This window comes from Streptomyces sp. S465 (assembly GCF_026898115.1).
GTDB classification, from domain to species: domain Bacteria; phylum Actinomycetota; class Actinomycetes; order Streptomycetales; family Streptomycetaceae; genus Streptomyces; species Streptomyces luomodiensis.
This window is the reverse complement of the sequence record NZ_CP114036.1, coordinates 6,423,439-6,449,549: the sequence shown is the minus strand read 5'-3', so window position 1 is coordinate 6,449,549 and position 26,111 is coordinate 6,423,439. Positions and strand designations below refer to the sequence as shown.

The 26,111-nt window shown below is 72.7% G+C and carries 24 protein-coding genes and 1 pseudogene; 13 read left to right on the top strand and 12 right to left on the bottom strand.

Going from position 1 to position 26,111, the window contains the following annotated elements:
- Nucleotides 1-23: 23 nt before the first annotated feature.
- The 4 genes from N6H00_RS27390 to N6H00_RS27375 all read right to left on the bottom strand — a co-directional run bounded on the left by N6H00_RS27390 (nucleotide 24) and on the right by N6H00_RS27375 (nucleotide 4,127).
- On the bottom strand, nucleotides 24-1,724 hold the full coding sequence (locus N6H00_RS27390; RefSeq protein ID WP_268974479.1) for an acyl-CoA mutase large subunit family protein: 1,701 nt from the start codon (nucleotides 1,722-1,724) through the stop codon (nucleotides 24-26).
- Nucleotides 1,725-1,855: 131 nt separating this feature from the next.
- Nucleotides 1,856-2,188: a DUF3817 domain-containing protein gene (locus N6H00_RS27385; protein WP_268974478.1), complete on the bottom strand. Its 333-nt coding sequence runs from the start codon at nucleotides 2,186-2,188 to the stop codon at nucleotides 1,856-1,858.
- A 54-nt stretch (nucleotides 2,189-2,242) separates the two neighbouring features.
- The gene (locus N6H00_RS27380) at nucleotides 2,243-2,752 is read right to left on the bottom strand and encodes a MarR family winged helix-turn-helix transcriptional regulator (RefSeq protein ID WP_268974477.1); all 510 of its coding nucleotides are present in this window, start codon (nucleotides 2,750-2,752) and stop codon (nucleotides 2,243-2,245) included.
- Between the two features lie 43 nt (nucleotides 2,753-2,795).
- Nucleotides 2,796-4,127 (bottom strand): MFS transporter, encoded by a 1,332-nt coding sequence (locus tag N6H00_RS27375; protein ID WP_268974476.1) that lies wholly within the window; start codon nucleotides 4,125-4,127, stop codon nucleotides 2,796-2,798.
- Nucleotides 4,128-4,214: 87 nt separating this feature from the next.
- On the opposite strand from N6H00_RS27375, the pseudogene N6H00_RS27370 reads away from it, so the two are divergent.
- Nucleotides 4,215-5,002 (top strand): annotated as a pseudogene (locus N6H00_RS27370) (ArsR/SmtB family transcription factor); the annotation flags it as partial.
- Between the two features lie 81 nt (nucleotides 5,003-5,083).
- On the opposite strand, the gene N6H00_RS27365 reads toward N6H00_RS27370, so the two are convergent.
- Nucleotides 5,084-5,377: an MTH1187 family thiamine-binding protein gene (locus N6H00_RS27365; protein WP_030823850.1), complete on the bottom strand. Its 294-nt coding sequence runs from the start codon at nucleotides 5,375-5,377 to the stop codon at nucleotides 5,084-5,086.
- Nucleotides 5,374-5,718: a DUF3817 domain-containing protein gene (locus N6H00_RS27360; protein ID WP_268974475.1), complete on the bottom strand. Its 345-nt coding sequence runs from the start codon at nucleotides 5,716-5,718 to the stop codon at nucleotides 5,374-5,376. The genes N6H00_RS27365 and N6H00_RS27360 overlap by 4 nt, the downstream gene beginning before the upstream one ends.
- Nucleotides 5,719-5,881: 163 nt before the next feature.
- Between N6H00_RS27360 and N6H00_RS27355 the strand changes: the two genes are divergently transcribed.
- From N6H00_RS27355 to N6H00_RS27340, 4 genes are all read left to right on the top strand, one after another.
- A complete protein-coding gene (locus tag N6H00_RS27355) occupies nucleotides 5,882-6,520 on the top strand; it encodes an AIM24 family protein (protein WP_268974474.1) in 639 nt (212 codons plus the stop codon).
- Nucleotides 6,520-7,170: an AIM24 family protein gene (locus tag N6H00_RS27350; RefSeq protein ID WP_268974473.1), complete on the top strand. Its 651-nt coding sequence runs from the start codon at nucleotides 6,520-6,522 to the stop codon at nucleotides 7,168-7,170. The genes N6H00_RS27355 and N6H00_RS27350 overlap by 1 nt, the downstream gene beginning before the upstream one ends.
- On the top strand, nucleotides 7,167-7,847 hold the full coding sequence (locus tag N6H00_RS27345; RefSeq protein ID WP_268974472.1) for an AIM24 family protein: 681 nt from the start codon (nucleotides 7,167-7,169) through the stop codon (nucleotides 7,845-7,847). Before N6H00_RS27350 ends, N6H00_RS27345 begins: the two co-directional genes overlap by 4 nt.
- A gap of 94 nt (nucleotides 7,848-7,941) precedes the next feature.
- A complete protein-coding gene (locus N6H00_RS27340; protein WP_268974471.1) occupies nucleotides 7,942-8,418 on the top strand; it encodes a MarR family winged helix-turn-helix transcriptional regulator in 477 nt (158 codons plus the stop codon).
- 67 nt (nucleotides 8,419-8,485) lie between these two features.
- Here N6H00_RS27340 and N6H00_RS27335 read toward each other — a convergent pair whose 3' ends face one another.
- Together N6H00_RS27335 and N6H00_RS27330 are read right to left on the bottom strand one after the other, a co-directional pair.
- Entirely contained in the window at nucleotides 8,486-9,898 is a 1,413-nt protein-coding gene (locus N6H00_RS27335) for a sensor histidine kinase (protein WP_268974470.1), read from the bottom strand.
- Nucleotides 9,891-10,547: a response regulator transcription factor gene (locus N6H00_RS27330; protein ID WP_268974469.1), complete on the bottom strand. Its 657-nt coding sequence runs from the start codon at nucleotides 10,545-10,547 to the stop codon at nucleotides 9,891-9,893. Before N6H00_RS27330 ends, N6H00_RS27335 begins: the two co-directional genes overlap by 8 nt.
- 124 nt (nucleotides 10,548-10,671) lie before the next feature.
- Between N6H00_RS27330 and N6H00_RS27325 the strand changes: the two genes are divergently transcribed.
- The gene (locus N6H00_RS27325) at nucleotides 10,672-11,283 is read left to right on the top strand and encodes a PepSY domain-containing protein (protein WP_268974468.1); all 612 of its coding nucleotides are present in this window, start codon (nucleotides 10,672-10,674) and stop codon (nucleotides 11,281-11,283) included.
- A gap of 219 nt (nucleotides 11,284-11,502) precedes the next feature.
- Here N6H00_RS27325 and meaB read toward each other — a convergent pair whose 3' ends face one another.
- Both meaB and N6H00_RS27315 read right to left on the bottom strand, forming a co-directional pair.
- Nucleotides 11,503-12,462, bottom strand: coding sequence for a methylmalonyl Co-A mutase-associated GTPase MeaB (gene meaB / locus N6H00_RS27320; RefSeq protein ID WP_268974467.1), 960 nt, complete (start codon nucleotides 12,460-12,462; stop codon nucleotides 11,503-11,505).
- A gap of 2 nt (nucleotides 12,463-12,464) precedes the next feature.
- Nucleotides 12,465-13,640, bottom strand: coding sequence for an acetyl-CoA C-acetyltransferase (locus tag N6H00_RS27315; protein WP_268977135.1), 1,176 nt, complete (start codon nucleotides 13,638-13,640; stop codon nucleotides 12,465-12,467).
- Nucleotides 13,641-13,796: 156 nt separating this feature from the next.
- Between N6H00_RS27315 and mce the strand changes: the two genes are divergently transcribed.
- From mce to N6H00_RS27285, 6 genes are all read left to right on the top strand, one after another.
- Nucleotides 13,797-14,249: a methylmalonyl-CoA epimerase gene (mce, locus tag N6H00_RS27310; RefSeq protein ID WP_268974466.1), complete on the top strand. Its 453-nt coding sequence runs from the start codon at nucleotides 13,797-13,799 to the stop codon at nucleotides 14,247-14,249.
- Between the two features lie 246 nt (nucleotides 14,250-14,495).
- Complete coding sequence (gene scy / locus N6H00_RS27305; protein ID WP_329618562.1) at nucleotides 14,496-18,644, top strand: polarized growth protein Scy; 4,149 nt, start codon at nucleotides 14,496-14,498, stop codon at nucleotides 18,642-18,644.
- Between the two features lie 229 nt (nucleotides 18,645-18,873).
- Entirely contained in the window at nucleotides 18,874-19,812 is a 939-nt protein-coding gene (locus N6H00_RS27300) for a cellulose-binding protein (protein WP_268974465.1), read from the top strand.
- 816 nt (nucleotides 19,813-20,628) lie between these two features.
- Nucleotides 20,629-21,540, top strand: coding sequence for a hypothetical protein (locus N6H00_RS27295; RefSeq protein ID WP_268974464.1), 912 nt, complete (start codon nucleotides 20,629-20,631; stop codon nucleotides 21,538-21,540).
- Nucleotides 21,541-21,621: 81 nt separating this feature from the next.
- Nucleotides 21,622-22,902, top strand: a complete 1,281-nt coding sequence (locus N6H00_RS27290; RefSeq protein ID WP_268974463.1) for an ABC transporter ATP-binding protein — start codon at nucleotides 21,622-21,624, stop codon at nucleotides 22,900-22,902.
- The gene (locus tag N6H00_RS27285; protein WP_268974462.1) at nucleotides 22,899-23,912 is read left to right on the top strand and encodes an ABC transporter permease subunit; all 1,014 of its coding nucleotides are present in this window, start codon (nucleotides 22,899-22,901) and stop codon (nucleotides 23,910-23,912) included. Before N6H00_RS27290 ends, N6H00_RS27285 begins: the two co-directional genes overlap by 4 nt.
- Nucleotides 23,913-23,958: 46 nt before the next feature.
- Here N6H00_RS27285 and N6H00_RS27280 read toward each other — a convergent pair whose 3' ends face one another.
- A complete protein-coding gene (locus N6H00_RS27280) occupies nucleotides 23,959-24,285 on the bottom strand; it encodes an ATP/GTP-binding protein (protein ID WP_268974461.1) in 327 nt (108 codons plus the stop codon).
- 208 nt (nucleotides 24,286-24,493) lie between these two features.
- Between N6H00_RS27280 and N6H00_RS27275 the strand changes: the two genes are divergently transcribed.
- Complete coding sequence (locus tag N6H00_RS27275) at nucleotides 24,494-25,561, top strand: LLM class flavin-dependent oxidoreductase (RefSeq protein ID WP_268974460.1); 1,068 nt, start codon at nucleotides 24,494-24,496, stop codon at nucleotides 25,559-25,561.
- Nucleotides 25,562-25,598: 37 nt separating this feature from the next.
- On the opposite strand, the gene N6H00_RS27270 is transcribed toward N6H00_RS27275, so the two are convergent.
- Nucleotides 25,599-25,991, bottom strand: coding sequence for an SCO5389 family protein (locus N6H00_RS27270; RefSeq protein ID WP_182472042.1), 393 nt, complete (start codon nucleotides 25,989-25,991; stop codon nucleotides 25,599-25,601).
- Between the last annotated feature and the right edge of the window lie 120 nt (nucleotides 25,992-26,111).

Genomic DNA, 26,111 nt, shown 5'->3' with positions numbered 1-26,111 from the left:
GCCGGGCCCGCCCCGGACGGGGCTCAGAAGCCGGGCGGCTCCGTATAGACCCCCCACTCGTCCCGGAGGGCGTTGCAGATCTCGCCGAGCGTCGCCTCGGCGCGCACGGCCGCCAGCATCGGCTCGATCATGTTGGAGCCGTCGCGGGCGGCGGCGATCATCCTCTTGAGTCCCTCGGCGACCGCGGCCTCGTCACGGGCGGCCTTACGGGCGCCCAGCACCCGCACCTGCTCGCGCTCGACCTCATGGCTGACCCGCAGGATCTCCAGGTCGCCGGTGACCGAGCCCTCGTGGCAGTTGACGCCGACGACCTTCTTGTCCCCCTTCTCCAGCGCCCGCTGGTACCGGAAGGCGGATTCGGCGATCTCGCCGGTGAACCAGCCGTCCTCGATGCCCTGGAGGATGCCGGCGGTGATCGGCCACTTCGGCCGCTGCCCGTCCGGCGCCGTGCGGCGGCCGCGCTCCGCGATCTGCTCGAAGATCTTCTCGGCGTCGGCCTCGATCCGGTCGGTCAGCGCCTCGACGTACCAGGAGCCGCCCAGCGGATCGGCCACGTTGAGGATCCCGGTCTCCTCCATGAGCACCTGCTGGGTGCGCAGGGCGATCTCGGCGGCCTGCTCGCTGGGCAGGGCGAGGGTCTCGTCCAGGGCGTTGGTGTGCAGGGAGTTGGTGCCGCCGAGGACCGCGGAGAGGGCCTCCACGGCGGTCCGCACCACGTTGTTGTACGGCTGCTGGGCGGTGAGCGAGACGCCGGCGGTCTGGGTGTGGAACCGCAGCCACTGCGCCTTCTCGGTGGTGGCCCCGTACACGTCGCGCATCCAGCGGGCCCAGATCCGGCGGGCGGCGCGGAACTTGGCGATCTCCTCGAAGAAGTCGACGTGCGCGTCGAAGAAGAAGGACAGTCCGGGGGCGAAGGTGTCGACGTCCAGCCCCCGGGAGAGCCCGAGCTCCACATAGCCGAAGCCGTCGGCGAGGGTGTACGCGAGCTCCTGCGCGGCCGTCGCCCCGGCCTCCCGGATGTGGTAGCCGGAGACGGACAGCGGCTTGTACGCCGGGATGCCCTGGGAGCAGTACTCCATCAGGTCGCCGATCAGCTTCAGATGCGGCTCGGGCGGGAAGAGCCACTCCTTCTGCGCGATGTACTCCTTGAAGATGTCCGTCTGGAGCGTGCCGTTGAGCCGCGCGACGTCCACGCCCTGGCGCTCGGCGGCGACCAGGTACATGCAGAAGACGGGGACGGCCGGGCCGCTGATGGTCATCGAGGTGGTGACGTCACCGAGCGGGATGTCCTTGAAGAGGATCTCCATGTCGGCGGCGGAGTCGATGGCGACACCGCAGTGGCCGACCTCGCCGAGCGCGCGTGGGTCGTCGGAGTCGCGGCCCATCAGGGTCGGCATGTCGAAGGCGACCGAGAGCCCGCCGCCGCCCGCCTTCAGGATCATCTTGTAGCGCTCGTTGGTCTGCTCGGCGTTGCCGAACCCCGCGAACTGGCGGATGGTCCAGGCCCGGCCCCGGTAACCGGTGGCGTGGAGGCCACGGGTGAACGGGAACTCGCCGGGCCAGCCGATCCGCTCGAACCCCGCCACGGTGTCGCCCGGGGCGGGTCCGTAGACCGGCTCGACGGGGTCTCCGGACAGCGTGGTGAAGTCGGCGTCGCGCTTGCCCGCCGCGTCGTACCGGGCCTGCCAGCGTCGGCGGCCCGCCTCAATGCCTTCGGCGTCCATGCGTTCAAATTTACTTGGACGTCCTACTAATTGTCGACGCGAGACGCTCCGCCACGCCGGGCGGATCGGGTGATTCTCCGCACGCCCCGCCCCGCGGACGCGGCGCGCGGAAGGGCCGGGCCTCGGCTCGGTCAGACCTGCGCGGGCGCCGGCTCGGCGCCGCTGACCAGCGGTTCCACCTCGCGGACGACCTGGCGCTCGACGAAGAACGCGGCCGTCGGGATGGTGCCCGCGATCAGGACCCACAGCAGCTTGCCGAACGGCCACTTGGCCTTGGAGCCGAGGTCGAAGGCGAAGACCAGGTAGATGATGTAGAGCACGCCGTGGATCTGGGAGACCACGAGCGTGAGACCCTCGCCCGTATCGAAGCCGTACTTGAACACCATGCAGGTGCAGAGCACGAGCAGCATCACTGCGGTGACGTAAGCCATGACCCGGTAGCGGGTCAGCACGCTGCGTTTCATGCCCTGAGCGTAACCGTCCGTTCCGGGGCGATCTTCGCCGCCCCCGGGTCTTCGTCATTCCTCCTCGAAGTCCCCCGCGGCGACCCTCAGCGGGCGCAGCACCGCGAAGAGCCGACCGCACTCCTCGGCGTCGTAGACCCCGAGCCCGAAGTCCATCGCCATCAGGTCGCGGGTGGCCGATTCGACCACCTCACGCCCCCGGTCGGTGATGGAGGCCAGGGTGCCGCGGCCGTCGTTGGGGTTCGGCCGCTTGTCGACCAGACCGGATTTGACCAGGCGGTCCACCGTATTGGTGACCGAGGTCGGGTGGACCATCAACCGCTCGCCGATCTTGGACATCGGCAGCTCACCGGATTTGGAGAAGGTGAGCAGCACCAGCGCCTCATAGCGGGCGAAGGTCAGTCCGTAGGGCTTGACGACCGCGTCGACCTGGCTGAGCAGGATCTGCTGGGCGCGCATGATCGAGGTGATCGCGGCCATGGAGGGCACGGACCCCCAGCGCTGCTTCCACAGTTCATCGGCGCGGGCAATGGGATCGAACGACAGACTGAGCGGCTTCGGCACACCACCGACCCTACCGGCCGGTCATATCGCGGTCAGCCCCATCTCACACTTCGGCCCCGACCGGCCGGGCGACGGTACGCCGCACCTCCAGGGCCACCAGCAGCGAGCACAGAGCGCCGCAGCCACCCGCGGCCGCGGCCACCACATGGACCGGCGCGAACTCCGCGACCGCGCCCGACACCGCCATGCCCAGCCCCTGGAAGGTCATCAGCCCGGCCGTCAGCACCGTCATCGCCCGGCCCCGCAGCCCGTCCGGTACGGCGGCGAGAAACCACTGGTCCAGGCCGAGGCTGTAGGCGATACCGCAGCCGGTCAGCAGTTGCAGGGCCAGCGCCCAGCCGAACGACGGACGGCAGGCGTACCCCAGGGCCGGCAGCATCGCGGCGACGCCCACCGGCAGCGTCAGCCGGGCCCTGGCGCGCGGTCCGAGCAGCGAACCCACCAGCGCCTCGGCGGCGATCGCGCCGACCGGCATCCCGCACATCAGCAGCCCGAGCCCGGCCGAGCCGAGCCCCAGCCCATCGGAGTACGGCGTCAGCAGGGCCTCCGGCATCACCACGAACATCGGCGGCACCCACGACAGCAGCATCAGCGCCCGGATCCGCCGGTCCGCGAACAGCCGCCGTACGCCGCCGAGGGAGTCCCCGAGCAGCGCGGCCCCGTCCCCGGCCGGCTGCCGCGCGGGGCGGCGGCGGGTGCCGAAGCGGAGCACCAGCGCCGAGCCGACCAGCGCCGCCGCGGTGAGCGCCAGCGCGGCCCGCGGCGAGACGGCGGCCAGCAGCAGCCCGCCCGCCCCGAACCCGGCGAGCTGCGCGGTCTGCGCGGTGATCCGGATGACCGAGCGGCCCAGGACGAAGGCGTCGCCCTCGCCGAGGATGTCGCCGAGCGTGGCCGACCGGGTCCCGCTGAACACCGGGGAGATGGCGGCGGGCACACAGCGCAGCGCGAGCAGCACGGCCACCGGCATCCCCGGTACCACCATGGCGGCCACGCAACCGGCGTGCACCAGATCGCAGACCACCAGCACCCGGCGGGCCGGGAAGCGGTCGGCGACGGAGGACAGCAGGGCGCCGCCGATCGCGTACGGCACCATCGAGGTGGCGAACGTCAGGGCGCTCAGCAGCGGCGATCCGGTGATCCGGTACACCAGCACGGACAGCGCGATCTGGCCGATCATCTCGCCGAGCATGGAGACCAGGTGCGCGGCGAAGACCGCCCGGAACTCCCGGACCCCGAACACGGCGCCGTAGCCGACGCTCCCCGGACCCGGCACCGGCCCCTCGCCACCGCCGGGCGCGGGCTCGGGTCGGGAGGCATGCGCATCGGGGGGCGGCTCGATGGGGCCCGTCGTACCGGGCCCGGAGGGTGTCGACATGCCGGAAGCGTGCCCGTGCGGGCGGGGCGGGCTCCAGTGTTTCGGCCTGAGCCGAATCTTCGGGATCCGGAGGGGACGGGGGACGCCGTGCCGCTGCACATGCACGTCGGCGCCGACGATCTGTTGCGCTGCCGGTTCGCCGTCTCGCCGCTGTGCCAGACCCGCCCCCAGCTACCGCTGGGAGGTGCCCCCGGGCCGTGCGCACCCTGCGCCGCCCCGAGCGGCACGGCTACCACCTGCCGTGGCTGCGCCGGGTGCGGGAGGCCGTGGCCGGGCTCGATCTGTCGGAGCTGTGGCTGCTGATGCCGGGGCGGGGCGGCTACACCCCGGACTTCCTGGGGCCGCCGCCTCAGGTGCCCTACGCCCCGTCCGAGGAGGAGCTGACCCGGATGCGGGCCACGGACCCCGCCGTGGCCCACCGTGAGCTGGTCCTGTCGCTCGACCGCACACCGGGCGCCGCCGACACCCCGCACGGCCGGGCCATGCCGGCCGACCCCGCACGGGCCGTACAGCGGCTCGCCGATCTGACCGAACGGGCCTGGCGGGCCCTGGTCGCACCGGACTGGCCCCGGCTGCGGGCCCTGCTGGAGGCCGATATCGCCTATCGCTCACGGCAGCCGGCCGACGGCGGTCTGGAGCGGCTGTTCGCGGATCTGCGGCCGAGCCTGCGCTGGGCCGACGGCACCCGATCCTCTCCGGTCTGGAGGAACCGGCCACCACCACGGCCCTGGCCTGCCCGCCACCGCCTGGCGCCCTCGTCGGTCTCGGCGCATCTGGCGGTGCTGCGCGACGCCGGACTGCTCGGCTCACGGCGCCAGGGCCATCAGGTGCTGTACGAGCGCACCCCGCTCGGGATGGCCCTGGTGGGCGGGGGGGTAGGCGGGCCCCTCCCGGTCCGGGAGGGGCGTGAGGAGGGTGACCCGGGCGGGGACCACCCCCGGACCCGGGCGTTCCCGCTACGCGGACAGGTGCCGCTCGACCGTCTCGACCTTGGACGTCAGACCGTCCGTGACGCCTGGCCGGATATCGGCCTTGAGGACCACCGAGACCCGGGGCGCCCGCGCCTCCACCACGGCGACGGCGCGCTTGACGACGTCCATGACCTCGTCCCACTCGCCCTCGATCGACGTGAACATCGCGTCCGTACGGTTCGGCAGCCCCGACTCCCGGACCACCCGCACCGCGTCGGCGACGTACTCCCCCACGTCCTCACCGACGCCCAGCGGCGTCACCGAAAAGGCGACGATCATGCGTTGACCACGCCCTCCTTGCGGGCGCGGGCCGCGATCACACCGGCCTCGGCCTCCCGCTTCAGCTTGCGCTCGGCGAAGAAGCCGCCGGTGGGCAGGACGGACAGGACGAAGTACAGGGCCGCGGTCTGCCACGTCCACTTGGCGCGGTTCCAGGCGTCCGCCCAGAAGACCAGGTAGAGGATGAAGAGCACACCGTGCACCATGCCCATCACCGGCACCGCGTTGAAGTCCGTGGTGCGCTTGAGCACCGAGCAGACAAGCAGCAGCAGGAAGGACACGGCCTCGGGCGCGGAGACCAGGCGGAGCCGGCGCAGCGCGGTGGCGGTCTTGAAGTCCACGAGAGCACCTTCGCGTGAAGAGAGAGGACACGGAGTGGCTTGTGAAGGAATGCACAAGCCTTCGCCCATTGTCGCAGCAGCGCGGGCGGTCACCGCCCCGGGGGCACCCGCGCTGCCCCGTGCTCCCTGTCCACCGACGTCAGGGGCCGATACCGTCGGCTCCGTGGCTCAGTTTCGGCTCCAGGAAAGCAGGGTGCTCGCGGTCGACCTGACCGGCGACTCCGTAAAGGCCAAGAACGGCTCGATGGTCGCGTACGAGGGGGAGATGACCTTCAAGAAGAGGACGGGCGGCGGGGAGGGGCTGCGCGGGATGGTGACCCGGCGGCTCACCGGTGAACAGATGGAGGTCATGGAGGTGAAGGGGCACGGCACGTGCTACTTCGCCGACCGGGCGAGCGAGATCAACCTGGTGTCGCTGCACGGCGAGAAGCTCTATGTGGAGTCCAGCAACCTGCTGTGCACGGACGCCGCGCTGCGTACCGGCACCTCCTTCACCGGGCTGCGCGGCTCCTCGCAGGGCAACGGCCTGTTCACCACCACCGTCGAGGGCACCGGCCAGGCGGCGCTCGTCTCCGACGGCGCGGCGATCGTGCTGCGCGTCACCCCGCAGACACCGCTCCAGGTCGACCCGGGCGCGTACATCGCCCACACCGGCGGTCTCGAGCAGCACTTCCAGTCGGGGGTGAACTTCCGCGCGCTCATAGGCGAGAGCGGCGGGGAGTCCTTCCAGATCCGCTTCGAGGGCGACGGCCTGGTGTACGTGCAGCCGAGTGAGCGCAACACGGTGGGAGGCGATCTCTGATGCCGTTCACCGCCCTGACCTCACGGATGGTCGAGGCCCAGGTGATCCCCGGGCAGACCCTGTTCAGCCAGCGCGGCGCGATGCTCGCGTACCGCGGGGACGTACGGTTCACCCCCAGCATCACCGGCGGGCAGCGCGGGGTGCGGGGCATGATCGGGCGGCGGGTCGCGGGCGAGGCCACCCCGCTGATGACCGTCGAGGGCCAGGGCACGGTGATGTTCGGGCACGGCGGCCACCACGTCCAGGTGATCGACCTGGTCGGCGACACGCTCTACGTGGAGTCGGACCGGCTGCTGGCCTTCGACGGATCGCTGCGCCAGGGCACGATGTTCATGGGCTCCCAGGGCGGGGTGATGGGCATGGTGCGCGGCCAGGTCACCGGGCAGGGGCTGTTCACCACCACGCTGGAGGGGTACGGCTCGGCGGCGGTCATGGCGCACGGCGGGGTGCTGGAACTGCCGATCGGCCCGGGACGTCCGGTGCATGTCGATCCGCAAGCCTATGTCGCCCACCGGGGTGATGTTCGCAATAAGCTCTCGACGGCGATCGGCTGGCGCGAAATGGTGGGCCGCGGCTCGGGGGAGGCGTTCCAACTGGAGCTGTCCGGCAACGGCATGGTCTACGTCCAGGCATCGGAGGAGAAGCTGTGAACGGCCCCGTGATCCACGACGCCTGGACGCTGCCCGTCGACGACAACATCAATCCGTACGCCTTCAGCGTGGACCTGAACGGCCAGTGGTTCCTCCAGAAGGGGAAGATGGTCGCCTACTACGGGCAGATCGACTTCCAGGGCGTCGGGCTCGGCCACCTCGACCGCCTCATCGCGCACAGCTTCCACTCCCCGCTGCACGCGGCGGACTGGGTGGTGGCCGAGGGCCACGGCAAGATGGTGCTCGCGGACCGCGCCTTCGACGTCAACTCCTACGACCTGGACGACGGCAACCTGTCCATCCGGTCCGGCAATCTGCTCGCCTTCCAGCCCTCGCTGTCCCTGAAGCAGTCGATCGTGCCGGGCTTCCTCACCCTCATCGGCACCGGGAAGTTCGTGGCCGCCTCCAATGGGCCCGTGGTCTTCATGGAGCCGCCGATCCGGGTCGATCCGCAGGCGCTGGTGGGCTGGGCGGACTGCCCCACCCCGTGCCACCACTACGACCACGAGTATCTGCGCGGTGTCCTCGGGGGCATCAGGGCGCACACCGGCATCGGGGGCACCTCGGGCGAGGAGCACCAGTTCGAGTTCGTGGGCGCGGGGACCGTACTGCTCCAGTCCACGGAGCAGGTCATGGCCGAGATAGCGGTCGGCGAGACAGGGGGTACCGGTTCGTGAGCGTGAGCGTGCGGAGTGTAACGTCGAACGTGTGACCTCTAGCCCGCAACATCCATTGGTTCGGAATTCAACTTCTATAGGTAGAATACATCCCATGGAGACCGAGAACGGCACTCGCTGGCTCAGCGATGAGGAACAGCGTGCATGGCGCACCCACCTGGACGTCAGCCGGCTGCTGACCTACCAGCTCGAGAAGGACCTCCAGCCGTTCGGCCTGACGATGAACGACTACGAGATCCTGGTCAACCTCTCGGAGTCGGAGGACCACCGGATGCGGATGAGCGACCTCGCGTCCGCGACCCTTCAGTCCAAGAGCCGGCTGTCCCATCAGATCACCCGGATGGAGAACGCCGGTCTGGTCCGCCGCGAGAACTGCGAATCCGACCGGCGGGGGCTCTACGCCGTGCTGACCGAGGACGGCTGGGACACCATGCGCAAGGTCGCCCCCCACCATGTGGACTCCGTGCGCAGGCACTTCATCGATCTGCTCGCGCCGGAGGACCTCAAGGCGCTGCACGGATCGCTGGTGCCCGTCGCGGAGCATCTGCGCGTCCAGCGGGGCCGGGTCTGAGGCGGCCCCGGGGCGGCCCCGGCCGCCACCGCCGACCGACCCGCAGCCGCCAACCGACCGGCAGCCGCTAACCGACCGGCAGCCGCATCCTGAACAGGGCGCCGCCCTCGGGCGCCGCTCCGACCGTCAGGGTGCCGCCGTGGCGCGCCACCACGTCCCGCGCGATGGCGAGGCCGAGCCCGGCCCCGCCATCGTCGCGGCTGCGGGCGTCGTCCAGCCGTACGAACCGCTCGAAGATCCGCTCCCGTTCGCCCTCGGGCACCCCCGCACCGTCGTCCGCCACCTCCAGCACCGCCCACCGGCCCTCCGCACGCACCGCCACCCGCACCCCGCCCCGGGCGTGCCGCTGTGCGTTGTCCACCAGATTGCCCAGCACCCGGGCCAGCTGCCCGCGCGACCCCCGCACCGCGACCGGCGCCGTCTCGCCGCGCACCGGCACCCGGTCCGCCGTCCGCTGGGCCAGCTCCTCGCGCACCAGGGCGTCCAGCGCGACCGGGGTCTCGCCATGGGGCCGCTCCCCCGCGTCCAGCCGCGCCAGCAGCAGCAGATCGGCCGCGAGCCGCTGCAACCGCACCACGTCCTCCACCGCCCCGTCCACGTCCAGCAGTTCGGGATGGGCGGCGCCCACCTCCAGCTGGGTACGGAGCGAGGCCACCGGGGAGCGCAGCTCATGGGAGGCGTCGGCCACGAAGGCCCGCTGCCGCTCCACGGACGTCTCCAGCGCCGCGAGCGTCTCATTGGTGGTCCGGGCCAGCCGCGCCACCTCGTCGTGCGACCCCGGCTCGGGCACCCGCCGGGACAGGTCCGTACTGGCCGTGATGGCGGCCATCTCGCGCCGGATGCCCTCCACGGGCCGCAGCGCGCGCCGGGTCACCAGCCAGGTCACGGCGGCCACGACCAGCAGCAGCAGCGGCAGTCCGATCAGCATCGCGTCCCGCACGGTGGAGACCGCGCCGCGCTCGGTGGCCAGCGGGGCGCCCGCGTAGACGGTGACGTCCTCGCCCCGCCGGTCGGTGGCCTCCACGGCGGCCCAGACGTAGTCCCCGGTCTCCCCGTCGATCCGGGCGGAACCCTCGCTGTACTCCTCGTCGGAGGACACGCTGCCCGCGTCGCCGTCGCCGCTGTCGTCGCCGTCGTCGCCGTCGTCGTCCGGCGCGGCGGCGGCGACGGGTTTCACGGACCGGCTCCCGGTGCCCGTCACGGCCTCCAAGTCCTCGCTGACCGCCCGCACCCGGCCGTCGTCGTCCACGACCTGCACCGGGACGCTCTCGTCCAGCTCCAGCGCCCGGTACCCCACCCCGGCGGCTATCTTCGACGCCACGCCCCGCGCGTCCATCTGGGCCTTCAGCCGCGCCTGGTCCGACAGGTCGGCGCCCAGCACCTGGAGCACCGCGATCCCCGCCGCCACCAGGGCCACCGCCACCACCACGGTCGCCCCCAGCGCGGCCCGCGCCCGCACCGAACCGAACACCCTACGCACGGAGCCGGTACCCCGCTCCCCGTACGGTCTCGATGAGCCCGGCGCCCAGCTTGCGGCGCAGGGCGCTCACATAGACCTCCACGATGTTGGGGTCGCCGTCGTAGGCGAAGTCCCACACGTGCTCCAGGATCTCCGGCTTGGAGACGACCTCGCCGGCCCGCGTCGCCAGCTGCTCCAGCACGGAGAACTCCTTGGCGGTCAGCGCCACCTCCCGGCTGTCCCGCTCCACCCGGCGGGTGCCCCGGTCCACCGTCAGCGTCCCCACCCGCACCACGGGCGAGGCCCCGGACCCGCGCCGCCGCAGCAGCGCCCGCACCCGCGCCACCAGCACCACGTACGAGAACGGCTTGGTCAGGTAGTCGTCGGCACCGGTGTCGAGCCCCTCCGCCTCGTCGTACTCCCCGTCCTTGGCGGTGAGCATCAGGATCGGCACCTCGCTGCCCGCCGCCCGCAGCTCCGCGCACACCCGGTACCCGTTCAGCCCCGGCAGCATGATGTCGAGGACGACGAGGTCGTACACCCCTTCCCGGGCACGGTGCAGCCCTTCCCGGCCGTCGTGCACCACATCGACGGCGAACCCCTCCGCCCGCAGCCCCTTGGCCAGCGACACGGCGAGCCGCCGCTCGTCCTCCACGATCAGCAAACGCATGGGGACAGCGTCCCAGAGCGAACCTGAAGAACTCTTCAGGTGACTTCAGGTCACCTTCAGCATCGCTCCCGCAAGGTGGTTGTCGTCCGAACACGGATGGACACGCATGGGGAGGAACCCACACATGAAGCGCAACATCGTCATCGCCTCCGTCGCCGCGGCCGCTCTCCTCACCGGCGGTACGGCCTTCGCCGTGGCGGGAGGCGGAGCGGACCGCGCCCCGTCCTCGTCCGCCGCCGCCGCGGACGCCTGGGCCGGCGGCCAGTCCGGCGACCGGGCCGACGGCGCCTCCACGACCACCCGCGCGTCCTTCTCCGACGCCGCCGAGGCCGCCCTCAAGGCGGTCCCGGGCACGCTGGCCTCCCTCGACCTGGACCACGGCCAGTGGGAGGCCGACGTCCTGGGCAAGGACGGCGCGTGGCACGAGGTCACCCTGGACGCCTCCGACGCCAAGGTCGTGGACCAGCGGGTGGACCGGGACGACGACGCCGAGGACGCCGCCGAGGACGCGGCCGAGGCCGCCGCGCTGAAGAAGGCCGCGGTGTCCGCCACCGAGGCGGCCCGGAAGGCCGCGTCCCACGGCACGGTGACCTCTGTGGAGTTCGACGGCGACCACACGGCGGTGTGGGAGGTCGAGGTCGTCAAGAACCACAAGGAGCACGACCTGACCGTCGGCCTCCAGTCGGGCAAGGTCACCCAGGCCCCGGCCGATGACGACCACGGCGACGACGACTGACGAGGACCGGGGGAGAGCCGCCGACGAGGCGGGAGGGGGCGGGGTCGGAGGGGCGGGGTTGTGGACACTTACGTGTAGGGGTGGCGCCCATCACCGGCCCACCCCACGCTCAACGGCCGTCGGCGCCGTACATACACGGTCCAGGACCACGCCCCGGAAACCCCGGCCCCGCACCCGGAACGCACTCTCGGCGCGCCCGAGCCCACCCGGGCGAACCCGCTACCCCCGCTCGGTCACCCCCGCCACCAGCTCGTCCGCCGCCGTGTACGGGTCGAGCGCACCGGCGACGACCCGTTCCGCGAGCGCCCCCAGCCGGCGGTCCCCGTGCAGATCGCCGATCCGCGCCCGCAGCGCCGTCACCGCGATCGTCTCCACCTCGCCCGCCGCCCGCCGCATCCGGCGCTCCGCGAGCACACCGCGCTCCTCCATCCACGCGCGGTGCTTCTCCAGCGCCTGGACGACCTCGTCGATCCCCTCGCCGCGCGCCGCCACGGTCCTCACGATCGGCGGCCGCCAGTCCCCCGGCGCCCGCGCCTCGCCCAGGCCCAGCATGTGGCCCAGCTCGCGGGCCGTGGCGTCGGCCCCCTCCCGGTCTGCCTTGTTGACCACGTACACATCGCCGATCTCCAGAATCCCGGCCTTGGCCGCCTGGATCCCGTCCCCCATCCCCGGCGCCAGCAGCAGCACGCTGGTGTCGGCCTGGGCGGCGATCTCGACCTCGGACTGGCCGACGCCCACCGTCTCCACCAGCACCACATCGCAGCCGGCCGCGTCCAGCACCCGGATGGCCTGCGGGGCGGCCCAGGCGAGCCCGCCGAGGTGGCCGCGGGTGGCCATGGAGCGGATGTAGACGCCGGGGTCGGAGGCGTGCTCCGACATCCGTACCCGGTCGCCGAGCAGCGCCCCGCCGGAGAACGGCGAGGAGGGGTCGACGGCGAGCACGCCCACCCGCTTCCCCGCCCGCCGGTAGGCGGAGACGAGCGCGGAGGTCGAGGTGGACTTGCCGACCCCCGGTGCGCCGGTCACCCCGACCACATACGCGCCCCCGGTCAGTGGCGCGAGCGCGGCCATCACCTCGCGCAGCCGCGGCGAGTCGCCCTCGATCAGCGAGATGAGCCGGGCGACCGCACGCGGCCGCCCCTGCCGCGCCTGCTCCACCAGCGTGGCCACATCAGCCATGGTTACTTCCCCGGCACGCGGAGGATCAGCGCGTCACCCTGCCCACCGCCACCGCACAGGCCCGCCGCACCCGTGCCGCCACCGCGCCGCCGCAGCTCCAGCGCCAGATGGAGCGCGATCCGCGCGCCGGACATCCCGATGGGGTGGCCGAGGGCGATCGCGCCCCCGTTCACATTCACCTTTTCGGGGGAAACCCCTAGATCCTTGATCGACTGCACGGCGACCGCGGCGAACGCCTCGTTGATCTCGATGAGATCGAGGTCCTCCACCGTCAGCCCCTCCTTGCCCAGGGCGTGGGTGATCGCGTTGGACGGCTGCGACTGGAGGGAGTTGTCGGGTCCCGCCACATTGCCGTGGGCGCCGATCTCGGCGAGCCACTCCAGCCCCAGCTCCTCCGCCTTGGCCTTGCTCATCACCACGACCGCCGCGGCCCCGTCGGAGATCTGCGACGACGTGCCCGCCGTGATCGTCCCGTCCTTGGCGAACGCGGGCCGCAGCCGGCCCAGCAGTTCCGCGGTGGTCTCGCCGCGGATGCCCTCGTCCTTGTCGAAGACCACAGGGTCGCCCTTGCGCTGCGGGATCTCCACCGGTGTGATCTCGGCGTCGAAGAGGCCGTTCTTCTGGGCGGCGGCGGCCCGCTGGTGGGAGAGGGCGGCGAACTCGTCCTGCTCGGGGCGCTGGATGCCCAGCCGGGTGTTGTGCTTCTCGGTGGACTCGCCCATGGCGATGGACTCGAAGGCGTCGGTGAGCCCGTCGTACGCCATCGCGTCGAGCATCTCGATCGCGCCGTACTTGTAGCCCTCGCGGGACTTCGGCAGCAGGTGGGGGGCGTTGGTCATGGACTCCTGGCCGCCCGCGACCACGATGTCGAACTCACCCGCCCGGATCAACTGGTCGGCCAGGGCGATCGCGTCCAGTCCGGAGAGGCAGACCTTGTTGATCGTCAAGGCGGGCACGCTCATCGGGATACCGGCCTTGACCGCCGCCTGCCGGGCCGGGATCTGCCCGGCACCCGCCTGGAGCACCTGCCCCATGATCACGTACTGCACCTGCTCGGGGCCGACCCCGGCCCGCTCCAGCGCGGCCTTGATCGCGATTCCGCCCAGGTCGGCACCGGAAAACGAGCGCAGGCTGCCGAGCAGCCGGCCCATGGGCGTACGGGCGCCCGCCACCATCACTGAGGTCGTACGAGTCATTGGAGCGTCCCTTCACGAGGAGAAGGAAGTTAACGAGGGTTATCGTCAATGTACTGACGAGTACCCGCGCGGTCACCGGCCCACCGGTGTGATCGCGCGCACGTTGCGTAACCGGCCGTGCGGCGGTGCACTGGTCCCATGCTGACGAGAATCGACCACATCGGGATCGCCTGTTCCGACCTCGACAAGACCGTCGAGTTCTACCGTGCCACCTACGGCTTCGAGGTGTTCCACACCGAGATCAACGAGGAGCAGGGCGTCCGCGAGGCCATGCTCAAGATCAATGAAACCTCCGACGGCGGGGCATCGTACCTCCAGCTCCTGGAGCCGATCCGGGAGGACTCCGCGGTCGGCAAGTGGCTGGCCAAGAACGGTGAGGGCGTCCACCACATCGCCTTCGGCACCGCGGACGTCGACACCGACTCCGAGGCCATCCGCGACAAGGGCGTCCGGGTCCTCTACGAACAGCCCCGCCGTGGCTCGATGGACTCCCGGATCACCTTCCTGCACCCCAAGGACTGTCACGGTGTGCTGACCGAGCTCGTCACCGCCGCGAACCCCGCCGCGCACACGGGCGAAGAGGATCACTGAAGCGGACCACTGACCTACCCCTTCCCCGGCCGGTAGAGTGCAGCATCGGCCCGGGTACGGAATCGGAAAGGGATCGGGGTCCGGCCCAGGCTACGCCGATGATCTGACACCATTTCTTCGGAAGGGCCAGCTCCGGTCCGACCCGGCACGCACCTCGCCTGGTCGGTACCGCAAGGGAACCGCAGAGGAGCCCCGGGGCACCGCAAGGGACCACGGGGGCCGCGATGGTTACGGAGTCGGCCGCCAATGCGACCAGGGGACGGATGGGACCGCGCAGTGCGGGGCTACGACCGCTACGAGCCTGACGATCAGCTCTCGAAGTTCGAGGCCGAGATGGAGCGGCTGAAGACCGAGCGGGAGAAGGCCGTCCAGCACGCCGACGACCTCGGCTACCAAGTCGAGGTGCTGCGCGCCAAGCTGCACGAGGCGCGCCGCAATCTGGCGGCCCGCCCCGCCTACGACAGCGCCAACGCCGGCTACCAGGCAGAGCAGTTGCTGCGGGACGCGCAGATCCAGGCGGACCAGCTGCGCGCCAACGCCGAACGGGAGCTGCGCGAAACCCGGGCCCAGACCCAGCGGCTGCTCCAGGAGCAGGCCGAGCGGCAGGCCCGGCTCGAAGCCGAGCTGCACGCCGAGGCCGTGGCACGGCGTCAGCGGCTGGACCAGGAGCTGGCCGAGCGCCGCGCCACCGTCGAGTCGCACGTCAACGAGAACGTGGCCTGGGCCGAGCAACTGCGGGCCCGTACCGAGGCGCAGGCCCGCCGGCTGATGGACGAGTCCCGGGCGGAGGCCGAGCAGGCCCTGGCCGAGGCCCGTGCCGAGGCCCAGCGCCTGACCGAACAGGCCCGCCAGCGGCTGGGCTCGGAGGCGGAGGCCGCCCGCGCCGAGGCCGAGGCGATCCTGCGCCGGGCCCGCGCCGACGCCGAGCGGCTGCTGACCAGCGCCGGCGCCCAGGCCCAGGAGGCCACCGACCACGCCGAGCAGCTGCGCGCCACCACCGCCACCGAGGCCGACCAGGCCCGCCGTGCGGCGGCCGAGCAGACCCGCGCCGCCGAGCAGCGGATGCAGGAGGCCGAGCAGGCGCTGCGCGAGGCGCGCAGCGAGGCCGAGAAGGTGGTCACCGAGGCCAAGGAGGCGGCGGCCAAGCAGCTCGCCGCCGCCGAGTCGGACAACGAGCAGCGCACCCGTACCGCCAAGGCGGAGGTCGCCCGGCTGGTCGGTGAGGCCACCAAGGAGGCCGAGCGGCTGCGGGCCGAGGCCGAGCAGCTGCGCGACGACGCCCGCGCCGAGGCCGAGCGGCTGCTCGCCGAGGCGGGCGAGGACGCGCGCGCCAAGGCCGCCGAGGACTCGGCGGCCCAGCTGGCCAAGGCGGCCCGGAGCGCCGAGGAGGTGCTCAGCCGCGCCTCGGAGAAGGCGCAGGCCACCACCAAGGCGGCCACCGACGAGGCGGAGCGGATCCGGCGCGAGGCCGAGGAAGAGGCGGACCGGCTGCGGGCCGAGGCGCACGACACCGCCGAACAGCTCAAGGGCGCGGCCAAGGACGACACCAAGGAGTACCGCGCCAAGACCGTCGAGCTCCAGGAGGAGGCCCGCAGGCTGCGCGGCGAGGCCGAGCAGCTGCGCTCCGACGCGGTCGCCGAGGGCGAGAAGATCCTCGCCGAGGCGCGCCGGGAGGCGGTCCAGCAGATCGAGGAGGCGGCCGGCACCGCCGAGGACCTGCTGACCAAGGCGAAGGCCGACGCCGAGGAGACCCGCGCGGGGGCCACCGCCGAGAGCGAGCGGGTGCGCACCGAGGCCATCGAGCGGGCCAACGCGCTGCGCCGGCAGGCCGATGACCTGCTGAAGCGGGCCCGTACCGAGGCCGATGAGCTGGTGACCTCGGCCGAGGAGCAGGCCGAGCGGGTCAAGTCGGAGGCGGCCACCGCGGCCGACGAGCTGCGCGAGGCGGCCGAGCGGGCGGCCGAGGACCGCCGCGCCGAGGCCGAGGCCGAGCTGAACCGGCTGCACCAGGAGGCCGAGCAGCGGCTCTCCTCCGCCGACGAGGCGCTGCGGGACGCCCGCGAAGAGGCCGAGCGGCTGCGCAAGGAGACCGCCGAGGAGATCGAGCGGCAGCGCGCGGAGTCCGCCGAACGGCTGAGCGGCTTGCGCCGGCAGGCCGAGGAGGAGGCCGCCCGGCTGCGCGACGAGGCCGCGGCGGACGCGTCGAACGCCCGCGCCGAGGGCGAGTCGGTGGCCGTACGGCTGCGCGGCGAGGCCGCCGCGGAGGCCGAGCGGCTGCGCACCGAGGCCCAGGAGACGGCCGACCGGGTGCGGGCGGAGGCGACGAGCGCCGCCGAGCGGATCGGCACGGAGGCCGCGGAGGCCCTGGCCGCCGCCCAGGAGGAGGCGGCCCGCCGCCGCCGCGAGGCCGAGGAACTGCTCGCCGACGCCCGCGAGGAGGCGCAGGCGGAGCGGACGGCGGCACGCGAACAGAGCGAGGAGCTGCTGGCCGCCGCCCGGACCCGGGTCTCCGAGGCACAGGCGGAGGCACAGCGGCTGGTCGAGGAGGCCGAGCAGCGCTCCGCCGACCTGGTGGCCGCCGCCGAGCAGACCGCGCAGCAGGTGCGGGACTCGGTCGCGGGGCTGCACGAGCAGGCCGAGCAGGAGATCACCGGGCTGCGTACGGCCGCGGAGCACGCCGCGGAGCAGGTGCGCACCGAGGCCCAGCAGGAGGCCGACCGGGTCCGCGCGGACGCTTACGCCGAGCGGGAGCGCGCCTCGCAGGACGCCACGCGGGTGCGGCAGGAGGCCCACGAGGAGGCCGAGGCCGGCAAGGCGCTCGCGGAGCACACGGTCGCGGAGGCGATCGCGGAGGCCGAGCGGCTGACCGCACAGGCCCGCGAGGACGCGGGCCGGCGCCGCACCGAGGCGGCCGAACAGGCCGACCGGCTGGTCACCGAGGCCACGCACGAGGCCGAGCGGCTGCGGGCCGAGGCCCAGGAGACGCTCGACGAGGCGCGCCGCTCGGCCAACAAGACCCGCACCGAGGCCGCCGAACAGGCCGACACACTGATCAGCGGCGCCACCGAGGAGGCACAGCGGCTGCGGGCCGAGGCCGACGAGACGCTCGACGAGGCCCGCCGCTCGGCCAACAAGACCCGCACCGAGGCCGCCGAACAGGCCGACACACTGATCAGCGGCGCCACCGAGGAAGCGCAGCGGCTGGTCTCCGAGGCCACCGCGCGGGCGCAGGCGCTGCGTACCGAGGCGTCCGACGCGCGGGCCACGGCGGAGCAGGACGCGGCCCGCACCCGGGCCCAGGCCCGCGGCGACGCCAACAACATTCGCTCGGAGGCCGCCGGCCAGGCCGACCGGCTGGTCGCCGAGGCCACCCGCGAGGCCGAGCGGCTGCACGCGGAGGCCACCGCCGAGGCGGAGCGGCTGCGTGGCGAGGCCGCGGAGACGGTCACGTCGGCGCAGCAGCACGCGGCGCGCACCCGCGCCGAGGCCGAGCGGGTCGAGGCCGCGGCGGCGGCCGAGGCGGAGCGCATCCGCAACGAGGCGCAGGCCGAGGCCGACCGGCTGATCGACAAGGCGCGCGAGGACGCCAACAAGCGGCGCTCCGACGCCGCCGAGCAGGCCGACCGGCTGGTCACCGAGTCCTCGGCGGAGGCCGAGCGGCTCACCGCCGAGGCGCAGGAGGCCGCGCTGCGCACGGCGACCGCCGCCGAGGAGCAGGCGGACGCCATGGTGGGCGCGGCCCGCAAGGAGGCGGAGCGGCTGGTCTCCGAGGCCACGGCCGAGGCCAACTCCCTGGTGGAGAAGGCCCGTACGGACTCCGACACCATGCTGAGCGAGGCCCGGGGCGACGCCACGGCCATCCGGGAGCGCGCCGAGGAGCTGCGCACCCGTACCGAGTCCGAGGTCGAGGAGTTGCACGAGCGGGCCCGCCGGGAGTCCGCGGAGCAGATGAAGGCCACCGGCGAGCGGGTGGACAAGCTCGTCGCGGCGGCCACCGCGCAGCTGATGAAGGCCGAGGAGAAGGCCAAGTCGCTGGTGGCGGACGCGAACAGCGAGGCGAGCCGGGTGCGGATCGCGGCGGTGAAGAAGGCCGAGGGTCTGATCAAGGAAGCCGAGCAGAAGAAGACCGAAGCCGACCGGGAGGCGGAGCGGATCCGGGTCCGGGCCACGGAGGAGGCCCAGCAGATCGTCGACGAGGGCAAGCGCGAGCTGGAGTTGCTCAAGCGGCGCCGCGAGGACATCAATGCGGAGATCTCCCGTGTCCAGGACGTGCTCGAGGCGTTGGAGTCCTTTGAGACCCCCGCATCGGGCGGCGCGGGCGGCAAGGAGAACGGCGGAGTCAAAACGGCGGCGGGCGCGGGAGCGACGAGGAGTGGAAAGCGATCGGAAGGGTAGTCGGAGGGGGGCCCGTTCGCGCAGAGCGGGGGCCGGTTGTGGCAATCTGAGTCAGCAGCGTCCTTCGGGGCGTGTCCGTATCATCCCGACGAGTGACGAGGTCTCCGCCTTACCGCCACTCAAAAGGCTGGAGATATTGCAGATCAAACAGCCGTTGACTCGATGACACGCCGCTTGTCCCCCTAGGATTCCCTCTATCACCTCACCGGTCTCTTTCGACAGGAACCCCATGAGCGACACTTCCTCCCCCTTCGGCTTCGAGCTCGTGCGGCGTGGGTACGACCGCGGTCAGGTGGACGACCGCATTTCCAAGCTCGTCGCCGACCGTGACAGTGCACTGGCCCGTATCACCTCTCTGGAAAAGCGCATCGAGGAGCTGCACCTCGAGACGCAGAACGCTCAGGCCCAGATCAACGATTCGGAGCCGTCCTACGCGGGGCTCGGCGCCCGGGTCGAGAAGATCCTCCGTCTCGCCGAGGAAGAGGCGAAGGAACTGCGCGAGGAGGCTCGCCGGGCCGCCGAACAGCACCGTGACCTGGCCGAGTCGGCCGCTCAGCAGGTCCGCAACGACGCGGAGGCGTTCGCCGCCGAGCGCAAGGCCAAGGCCGAGGACGAGGGCGCGCGGATCGTCGAGAAGGCGAAGGGCGAGGCGGCCACGCTGCGCCAGGACGCGCAGAAGGACGCCCAGTCCAAGCGCGAGGAGGCGGACGCCCTCTTCGAGGAGACCCGCGCCAAGGCCGCCCAGGCCGCCGCCGACTTCGAGACCAACCTCGCCAAGCGCCGCGAGCAGTCCGAGCGCGACCTGGCGTCCCGTCAGGCCAAGGCCGAGAAGCGGCTCGCCGAGATCGAGCACCGCGCCGAGCAGCTGCGCCTGGAGGCCGAGAAGCTGCGCACCGACGCCGAGCGCCGCGCCCGCCAGACCGTGGAGACCGCGCAGCGCCAGGCCGAGGACATCGTGGCCGACGCCAACGCCAAGGCCGACCGGATCCGCAGCGAGTCCGAGCGTGAGCTCGCGGCCCTCACCAACCGTCGCGACAGCATCAACGCCCAGCTGACCAACGTCCGCGAGATGCTGGCCACGCTGACCGGCGCGGCCGTGGCCGCGGCCGGCGGTCAGGGCGACGACGACGCGGTCAGCCGCGGCGTCCCCGCCCAGCAGACCCGGTGACCCTGGCTCACCACGCAGCCCACGATGCCCCGCGCCGCCACGAGCGGCGCGGGGCACGCGCATGTCCGGGGCCCGGCGGCGCTCTCATCACGGATCTGCGGGGCGCCCCCGCGGTACGTCACCTCGCTTCCGCCCCCGCCACGACGCGGCCGTTTCGTCCCGGTCCCGGCACGATCCTGGATCACCTCGTCGGCGCGACGCAGGTGTCGCACGGCGGCGCGGCCGGCTCCCGCCGCGACCGCCGCCGCGATCGCGGCGGTGCCGGCGGTGGCCGCCCACCGGGCCGTGGAGGGGGCCGCGGCGGCCGCCGCGCCAGACGTTCGGGCCGCTCGCTGGGCAGGGGGCGGCGGCTTTCCGGCCCCGCCGCCACCCAAGTCCCGGCTCTCCGGGCCGCTTCGGTGCGTCACCCCCTGACTCCCCGTCCGGCCACGACGCCACACGAGTCCCGGCGCTCCGGGCGCCCTCGGTGCGTCACCCCCTGACTCCCCGTCCGGCCACGACGCGGCGGCTCCGCCCCGGAGCAGGCGGCTGCCCAGCCCCCGGCAGACGTCAGACGGCCCTCCGGGCCGCCGCTCCGTAAGCCCCGGCTCTCCGGAGCTTGCGGAGCGGCGGCCCGGAGGGCCGGTACCCCGCACGAGACCCGAGGCAGAGCCCGGAACACGAGCCCTCCGCCCCTCAAGCAGCGCGGGCCCGGGACGAAGCCCCCGCGTGCGGCCGGGGCCCGGGACGGAGCCCCACGGGACGGCCGGGGCCCGGGGCGGAGCCCCCTTGTCAGGGCCGGTTTCGGGGAGGGGCGGGGCGGGGGAGGCACTCCCCGTGACCGACCGCAGCCTCAGCGCCCTCGGCTTCGCCGACGTCCCCGCCCAGCAGCCCCTGACCTACCCCGGCCGCCCCATCACCCGTCCCACCCTCCTCACCGCCGGAGAGCTGTGGGAGCTGGAGCCCGCGCCGGGCCGGCTGGGCACCTGGCCGGTCGTCACAACGCCCGGCGGAGCACGGAGCGGAGAGCGGAACCAAAGGCGGCAAGAGCCGCTCGACGCCGTTCTCAACCGCCTGGGCCGGGCCCCGACCGCCGACCGCCACCCCGTCATCGCGGTCGGTTCCAACGCCTCCCCCGCCCAGCTGCACCACAAGCTCTCCGGCCCCGGCCGCCCGGCCGCCGTCCCCATGGTCCCGGTCGACGTGCACGGCATCGCGGTCGGCTGCTCGGCCCACATCGGCCGGTACGGTTACGTGGCCTCCGCTCCGTACACGGCGCCCGGAGCCCGCACCCCCCTGGTCGTCAGCTGGCTCGACGCCGACCAGCTGGCGGCCGTGGACGCCACCGAGTACCCCAACTACCGCCGCGTCCTGCTGCCCGGCGCGGAGTACCCGATGGTCATGCCGTCGGGCGAGCGGCTCCGGGGCGCGTATCTCTACGTCGGCGAGCGCGGGGTGCTGATGTCCCCGGACGGCACCGAACGCCCCCTCCCCGGCGGCGGCGACCAAAGCGCCCTGCTCACCCGTCTGCTCGCCGGTTCGGCGCGGCTGCGCGCACTCCTCGGCCCCGACCCTGGGGCCTGGGTCGCCCGAGCGGGCGCCGACCCCGCCGTGCGGGCGACCGGCACCCGGATCTTCCAGGAGGAGGGCTGGGCGCTGCCCCAACTCGCCCTCCTGCGCTGCCCGGAGGACGAGCGCGGCGGCCCCGGAGGGCCCCAGGGTTACGATGCGCTCTCATCCCTCGAATAACGGGAACCGTCAACACGCCGTTATCCTCCTAAGCCTCACCGGGGGCGAGCACGCCCGACCCATGCTCATGAGGGGCGGAGAATGATCGAGGCAGTCGGCCTGACGAAGCGCTACGGCGCCAAGACGGCCGTGTACAACCTGTCCTTCCAGGTGCGGCCGGGTGCCGTCACCGGCTTCCTCGGGCCCAACGGGTCGGGCAAGTCCACCACGATGCGGATGATCCTGGGCCTCGACGAGCCCACCGCCGGCCATGTCACGGTCGGCGGCTACCCGTTCCGCAAACTGCCCAACGCCCCCCGCCAGGTGGGCGCGCTCCTCGACGCCAAGGCGGTGCACGGCGGCCGCAGCGCACGGCAGCATCTGCTCTGCCTCGCCCAGCTGTCCGGGATCCCGGCCCGCCGGGTCGAGGAAGTGCTGGGCGTGGTGGGACTCCAGAACGTGGCGCGCAAGCGCTCCAAGGGCTTCTCGCTCGGCATGGGACAGCGTCTGGGCATCGCGGCCGCCCTCCTCGGCGACCCCCAGGTGCTGCTCTTCGACGAGCCGGTCAACGGCCTGGACCCCGAGGGCATCCTCTGGGTCCGTAACTTCATGAAGCAGCTGGCCTCCGAGGGCCGCACCGTCTTCGTCTCCAGCCATCTGATGAGCGAGATGGCGCTCACCGCCGACCATCTGATCGTGATCGGACGCGGACAGCTGCTCGCCGATATGAGCGTCAAGGACTTCATCTCCTACAACTCGGCGGACTTCGCACGCGTCCGCACCCCCGAGGGCGATCCGCAGCAGCGCGAGAAGCTGACCGCCGCGCTGAGCGAGGCGGGCGGCCAGGTGCTGCCGGAGCAGGACGGCGCGCTGCGGGTGACCGGGCTGCCGCTGCCGCGCATCAGCGATCTGGCGCATGAGGCAGACGTCCGGCTGTGGGAGCTCTCCCCGCACCAGGCGTCGCTGGAGGAGGCGTACATGCGGATGACACAGGGCGCGGTGGACTACCGCTCGACCCTCGACGAGCGCGCCGCCCTCCAGCAGGCGGTCCCCGGCGCGGTGCCGCAGGGCGGGCCGTACGGCTATGCGCCGGGCGCTCCGGGACAGCCCGTGGGCTTCCCGCCCGGGACCGTTCTGCCGGGGTACGCGGAACCGCCGGCCCCGCCGCAGCCGCACGCCCCGGGCCTGGCGATGCCCGCCGCACCGGCCTCTCCCGCCGCGGCACCCTCTCCCGCCGCGCCAGCCGCCTCCGCCGCCGCGCCCGCGGCCGACGCCGCGCCCGCGATGCCGCCCACCGCTCCCCCGGCTCCCCCGGCTCAGCCGCCCGCGGCGCCGCCCGCCCCCGCAGATCTGAACAAGAGCGACACCGAGGACGCCCGATGACGACCCCGTACCAGCACCAGTCCCAGGCGCCCGTCCCCCCGCAGGGTCCTCCCCAGAGTCCTCCGCAAGCAGCCCCGCCGATGCCGCCGCGGCAACCGCACCAGGCGGCGCCGCAGCACCCCGGACCGCACGCGCAGGCGCAACCGCAGCCGCAGCCGCAGCCGCAGGCACACCAGCCGATGCCGTTCGGCTCTCCCTCGCAGCCATACGCCGCCGTCGGCCCGTACACCTCGCCGATCCCGGTCCGGCGCACCCACCTCGGCAACGCCCTCGCCTCCGAGTGGACGAAGATCAAGTCGGTGCGCTCCACGATCTGGACGCTGAGCGTCATGGTCGCGCTGGTCGCCGGGGTCGGGCTGCTGGTGGCGGCGGGCACCAGTGACACCGACTACAACGACGTCCCCACCACCCTCCCCGGATTCTTCGGCATCCTGCTCGGCCAGCTGTGCATCGTCACCCTCGGGGTGCTCGTGATCACCTCCGAGTACGGCACCGGGATGATCCGGACCACCTTCACCGCCTCCCCGCAGCGCTCACGGGTGCTCACCGCCAAGGTGCTGGTCTTCTTCGCCCTGTCGTTCACCACCACGACGCTCGCGCTCACGCTGGTGGCCTACGCCAGCATGGGGATGCACAGCGGGCCGGAGGTCATGGAGCCGACGGATGACCAGATACTGGGCGCGACGGTCGGCGCGGGGTTGTATGTGTCGCTGCTGGGGCTGCTGTCGCTGGCCGTCGGGTCGATGCTGCGGCACTCCGCGGGCGCCATCACCACGATGCTCGGTGTGGTGCTGCTGCCATCCATCCTCCCCGCGTTCTTGATGATGTCGGACAGCCTCCGCGATCTGGGCGTGAAGATGCAGGAGTACGCCTCGCCCCAGGCGCTGGCCTCCCTCTTCCGGATCGACGACAGCCTGAACAGCGGCTGGCCTCAGCTGGGAGTGCTGGCCGCGATCGCGGCGGGGGCGCTGGTCGGGGCGTATGTGCTGCTGGAGAGGCGCGATGTGTAGCGATTGACGTGTAGGAGCGATGAGGAGGGCCGGCGGGGGGCCTGAGTCAGTATCGCGGCGCACTACGGGACCGCTGGAGCTTGGCGCTCCGGCGGTCCCGTGCGTTCCAGCAGGCCTTGTGCCAGTGGCGCCGGTCGTCCGCGCCCATGTGCTGCTGCCAGGCGACCACATGCGCCACCCCCGGCGGAATCTCCTGGTCGCAGCCGGGGCAGCGGTAGTGCTTGGCGGCGGCGGTGCCGCCGACCTGCCGGACCACCCACTCCTCCCCCTGCCAGCTCTCCACGCGATCGAGGCCGTAACGGTCCGTGCCCTCGCGACCGACGGACTTCTCGGGCTTCTCGCCGCCTCGCGGGCGGTTTCGGCGTGGAGACACGGGGCACCTCGACAGAACTGGGAGCTAACGGGCTGTGACCAGCGTACGCGCTACAGTCACCGCCCCGGTAAGCCGTCGTCCACACCCGCCCTCCGATCATCATGAAAACTTCATGCCCGCCCGTGCCCTTGGCACGTGTCAGGCGTTAATGCCTATGAGGGGGAATGCCCGCGTCGGCAGCTGAGCCGCGACAAGGAGGCAGTTCGCAATGGATGTGGGGGCTTTTATCCTGGCCGCTCAATTCCCTGGCCAGGGACAGGAAGAGGCGTTGCACCGGGCGGTGCGGTCGGCCGAGCTGGCCGAGGAGACCGGACTGGACGCGGTCTGGATCGCCGAGCACCACTTCGTTCCGTACGGGGTCTGTCCGTCCGCGGTCACCCTGGCCGGGCTGGTGCTGGGACGTACCCGCCGGATCGGCGTCGGTACGGCGGTGAGCGTACTGCCGACCGCGCATCCCGTCGCGCTGGGTGAGCAGGCCGCACTGCTCCATCTCCTCTCCGGTGGCCGGTTCACGCTGGGTGTCGGCCGCGGCGGCCCCTGGGTGGATCTCGAGGTCTTCGGCTCCGGGCTGCGGGCGTACGAGCAGGGCTTCCCCGAATCGCTCGATCTGCTGTTGCGCTGGCTGCGCGAGCCACGGGTGGGGGCGGACGGGGAGCGGTACTCCTTCCGCGAGGTGGCGGTGGTGCCGCGCGCCGACGACGCCCTCGGCGGACCGGAAGTCCGGGAAGGACGGGGAGGGCAGGCGGTGGGCGTCCCGCCGGTGCTCGTCGCCTGCACCTCGCCCGCCAGTGTGCGGCTCGCCGCCGAGCGCGGGCTGCCCATGCTGCTCGGCATGCACTGCGGCGACGAGGAGAAAGCCGAGGTGGTCGGCCTGTGGCGGCAGTGCGCGCTGGAGGCGGGCCGTGCCCCGGAGGACGTCGAGGCGGTGGCGGCGCGGCATGTCTCGGCCGGGGTGGTGCAGGTCGCGGACTCCCGGCAGACGGCGGCCGAGACCCTGGTCAAGGCGATGCCCGGCTGGTTACGGCAGGGGCTGGACGCGCATGTGACGGTCGACGGCCGGCCGCGCCGGATGCGTGATCCCGTGGCCTACGCGGAGCTGCTGTGCGAGCTGCATCCGGTGGGGTCGCCGCGGCTGTGCGCCGACCGGCTGGCGGCGACCGCGGAGCGCACCGGTATCCGCCGGTTCGCGCTGCTGGTCGAGGGGTCGGGGGATCTGGCGACCACGGAGGAGAATGTGCGTCGGCTCGGTGGTGAGGTGCTGCCGCTCCTGCGCTGATACACCTCCCCCTGGCGGAGCGGCAGCGGAGGTCCCGTCAGCAGTCGCGGAGCTCGGGTGACTGGTTGAGCAGCTGCCCCCGGACCGAGGTGAAGCGGGCGAGGCGTTCGTCGGCGGAGGCGTCCATCGGGAAGACCGCGACCCGGTGGCAGTTCTGGAAGGCCAGTCGCACCCCGAAGTGGCGCTCCAGTGCACCGCGTATCGCGTCACTCGCCAGTGCGCGGAGCAGCTGACCGCGTGCCTGCTCGTCGGGCGGCGGCGTCTGGTTGTCGGCGAACTCCCCGCCGTCCACCTTCAGCTGTGCCACCAGTGAGCTGATCATCTCCCATGCGTAGGGTAGGGAGTTCCTGACGCAGTCGACGAAGGCGGCTTCGTCGACCTCGCCTCGCTCGGCCTGTTCGAGCAGGGCCGGTGAGACGTCGAGCGACATGGGTTCTCCTCTCGCGACCCCGCGAGCGGGGTCTCAGGGACGGGAAGGGCGGACGGCGACGCAGCGTACCCATCCGACGACCACCCGCTTCAACGGTAATTCGGCCACTGCCCCCGCACC

What these genes read in the sequence shown, in the direction of transcription:
- N6H00_RS27390 (WP_268974479.1), bottom strand. Translation starts at nt 1,724, where the DNA reads ATGGACGCCGAAGGCATTGAGGCGGGCCGCCGACGCTGGCAGGCCCGG.
- N6H00_RS27385 (WP_268974478.1), bottom strand. Translation starts at nt 2,188, where the DNA reads ATGAAACGCAGCGTGCTGACCCGCTACCGGGTCATGGCTTACGTCACC.
- N6H00_RS27375 (WP_268974476.1), bottom strand. Translation starts at nt 4,127, where the DNA reads ATGTCGACACCCTCCGGGCCCGGTACGACGGGCCCCATCGAGCCGCCC.
- N6H00_RS27365 (WP_030823850.1), bottom strand. Translation starts at nt 5,377, where the DNA reads ATGATCGTCGCCTTTTCGGTGACGCCGCTGGGCGTCGGTGAGGACGTG.
- N6H00_RS27350 (WP_268974473.1), top strand. Translation starts at nt 6,520, where the DNA reads ATGCCGTTCACCGCCCTGACCTCACGGATGGTCGAGGCCCAGGTGATC.
- N6H00_RS27340 (WP_268974471.1), top strand. Translation starts at nt 7,942, where the DNA reads ATGGAGACCGAGAACGGCACTCGCTGGCTCAGCGATGAGGAACAGCGT.
- N6H00_RS27330 (WP_268974469.1), bottom strand. Translation starts at nt 10,547, where the DNA reads ATGCGTTTGCTGATCGTGGAGGACGAGCGGCGGCTCGCCGTGTCGCTG.
- N6H00_RS27325 (WP_268974468.1), top strand. Translation starts at nt 10,672, where the DNA reads ATGAAGCGCAACATCGTCATCGCCTCCGTCGCCGCGGCCGCTCTCCTC.
- meaB (WP_268974467.1), bottom strand. Translation starts at nt 12,462, where the DNA reads ATGGCTGATGTGGCCACGCTGGTGGAGCAGGCGCGGCAGGGGCGGCCG.
- mce (WP_268974466.1), top strand. Translation starts at nt 13,797, where the DNA reads ATGCTGACGAGAATCGACCACATCGGGATCGCCTGTTCCGACCTCGAC.
- scy (WP_329618562.1), top strand. Translation starts at nt 14,496, where the DNA reads ATGCGACCAGGGGACGGATGGGACCGCGCAGTGCGGGGCTACGACCGC.
- N6H00_RS27300 (WP_268974465.1), top strand. Translation starts at nt 18,874, where the DNA reads ATGAGCGACACTTCCTCCCCCTTCGGCTTCGAGCTCGTGCGGCGTGGG.
- N6H00_RS27290 (WP_268974463.1), top strand. Translation starts at nt 21,622, where the DNA reads ATGATCGAGGCAGTCGGCCTGACGAAGCGCTACGGCGCCAAGACGGCC.
- N6H00_RS27285 (WP_268974462.1), top strand. Translation starts at nt 22,899, where the DNA reads ATGACGACCCCGTACCAGCACCAGTCCCAGGCGCCCGTCCCCCCGCAG.
- N6H00_RS27275 (WP_268974460.1), top strand. Translation starts at nt 24,494, where the DNA reads ATGGATGTGGGGGCTTTTATCCTGGCCGCTCAATTCCCTGGCCAGGGA.
- N6H00_RS27270 (WP_182472042.1), bottom strand. Translation starts at nt 25,991, where the DNA reads ATGTCGCTCGACGTCTCACCGGCCCTGCTCGAACAGGCCGAGCGAGGC.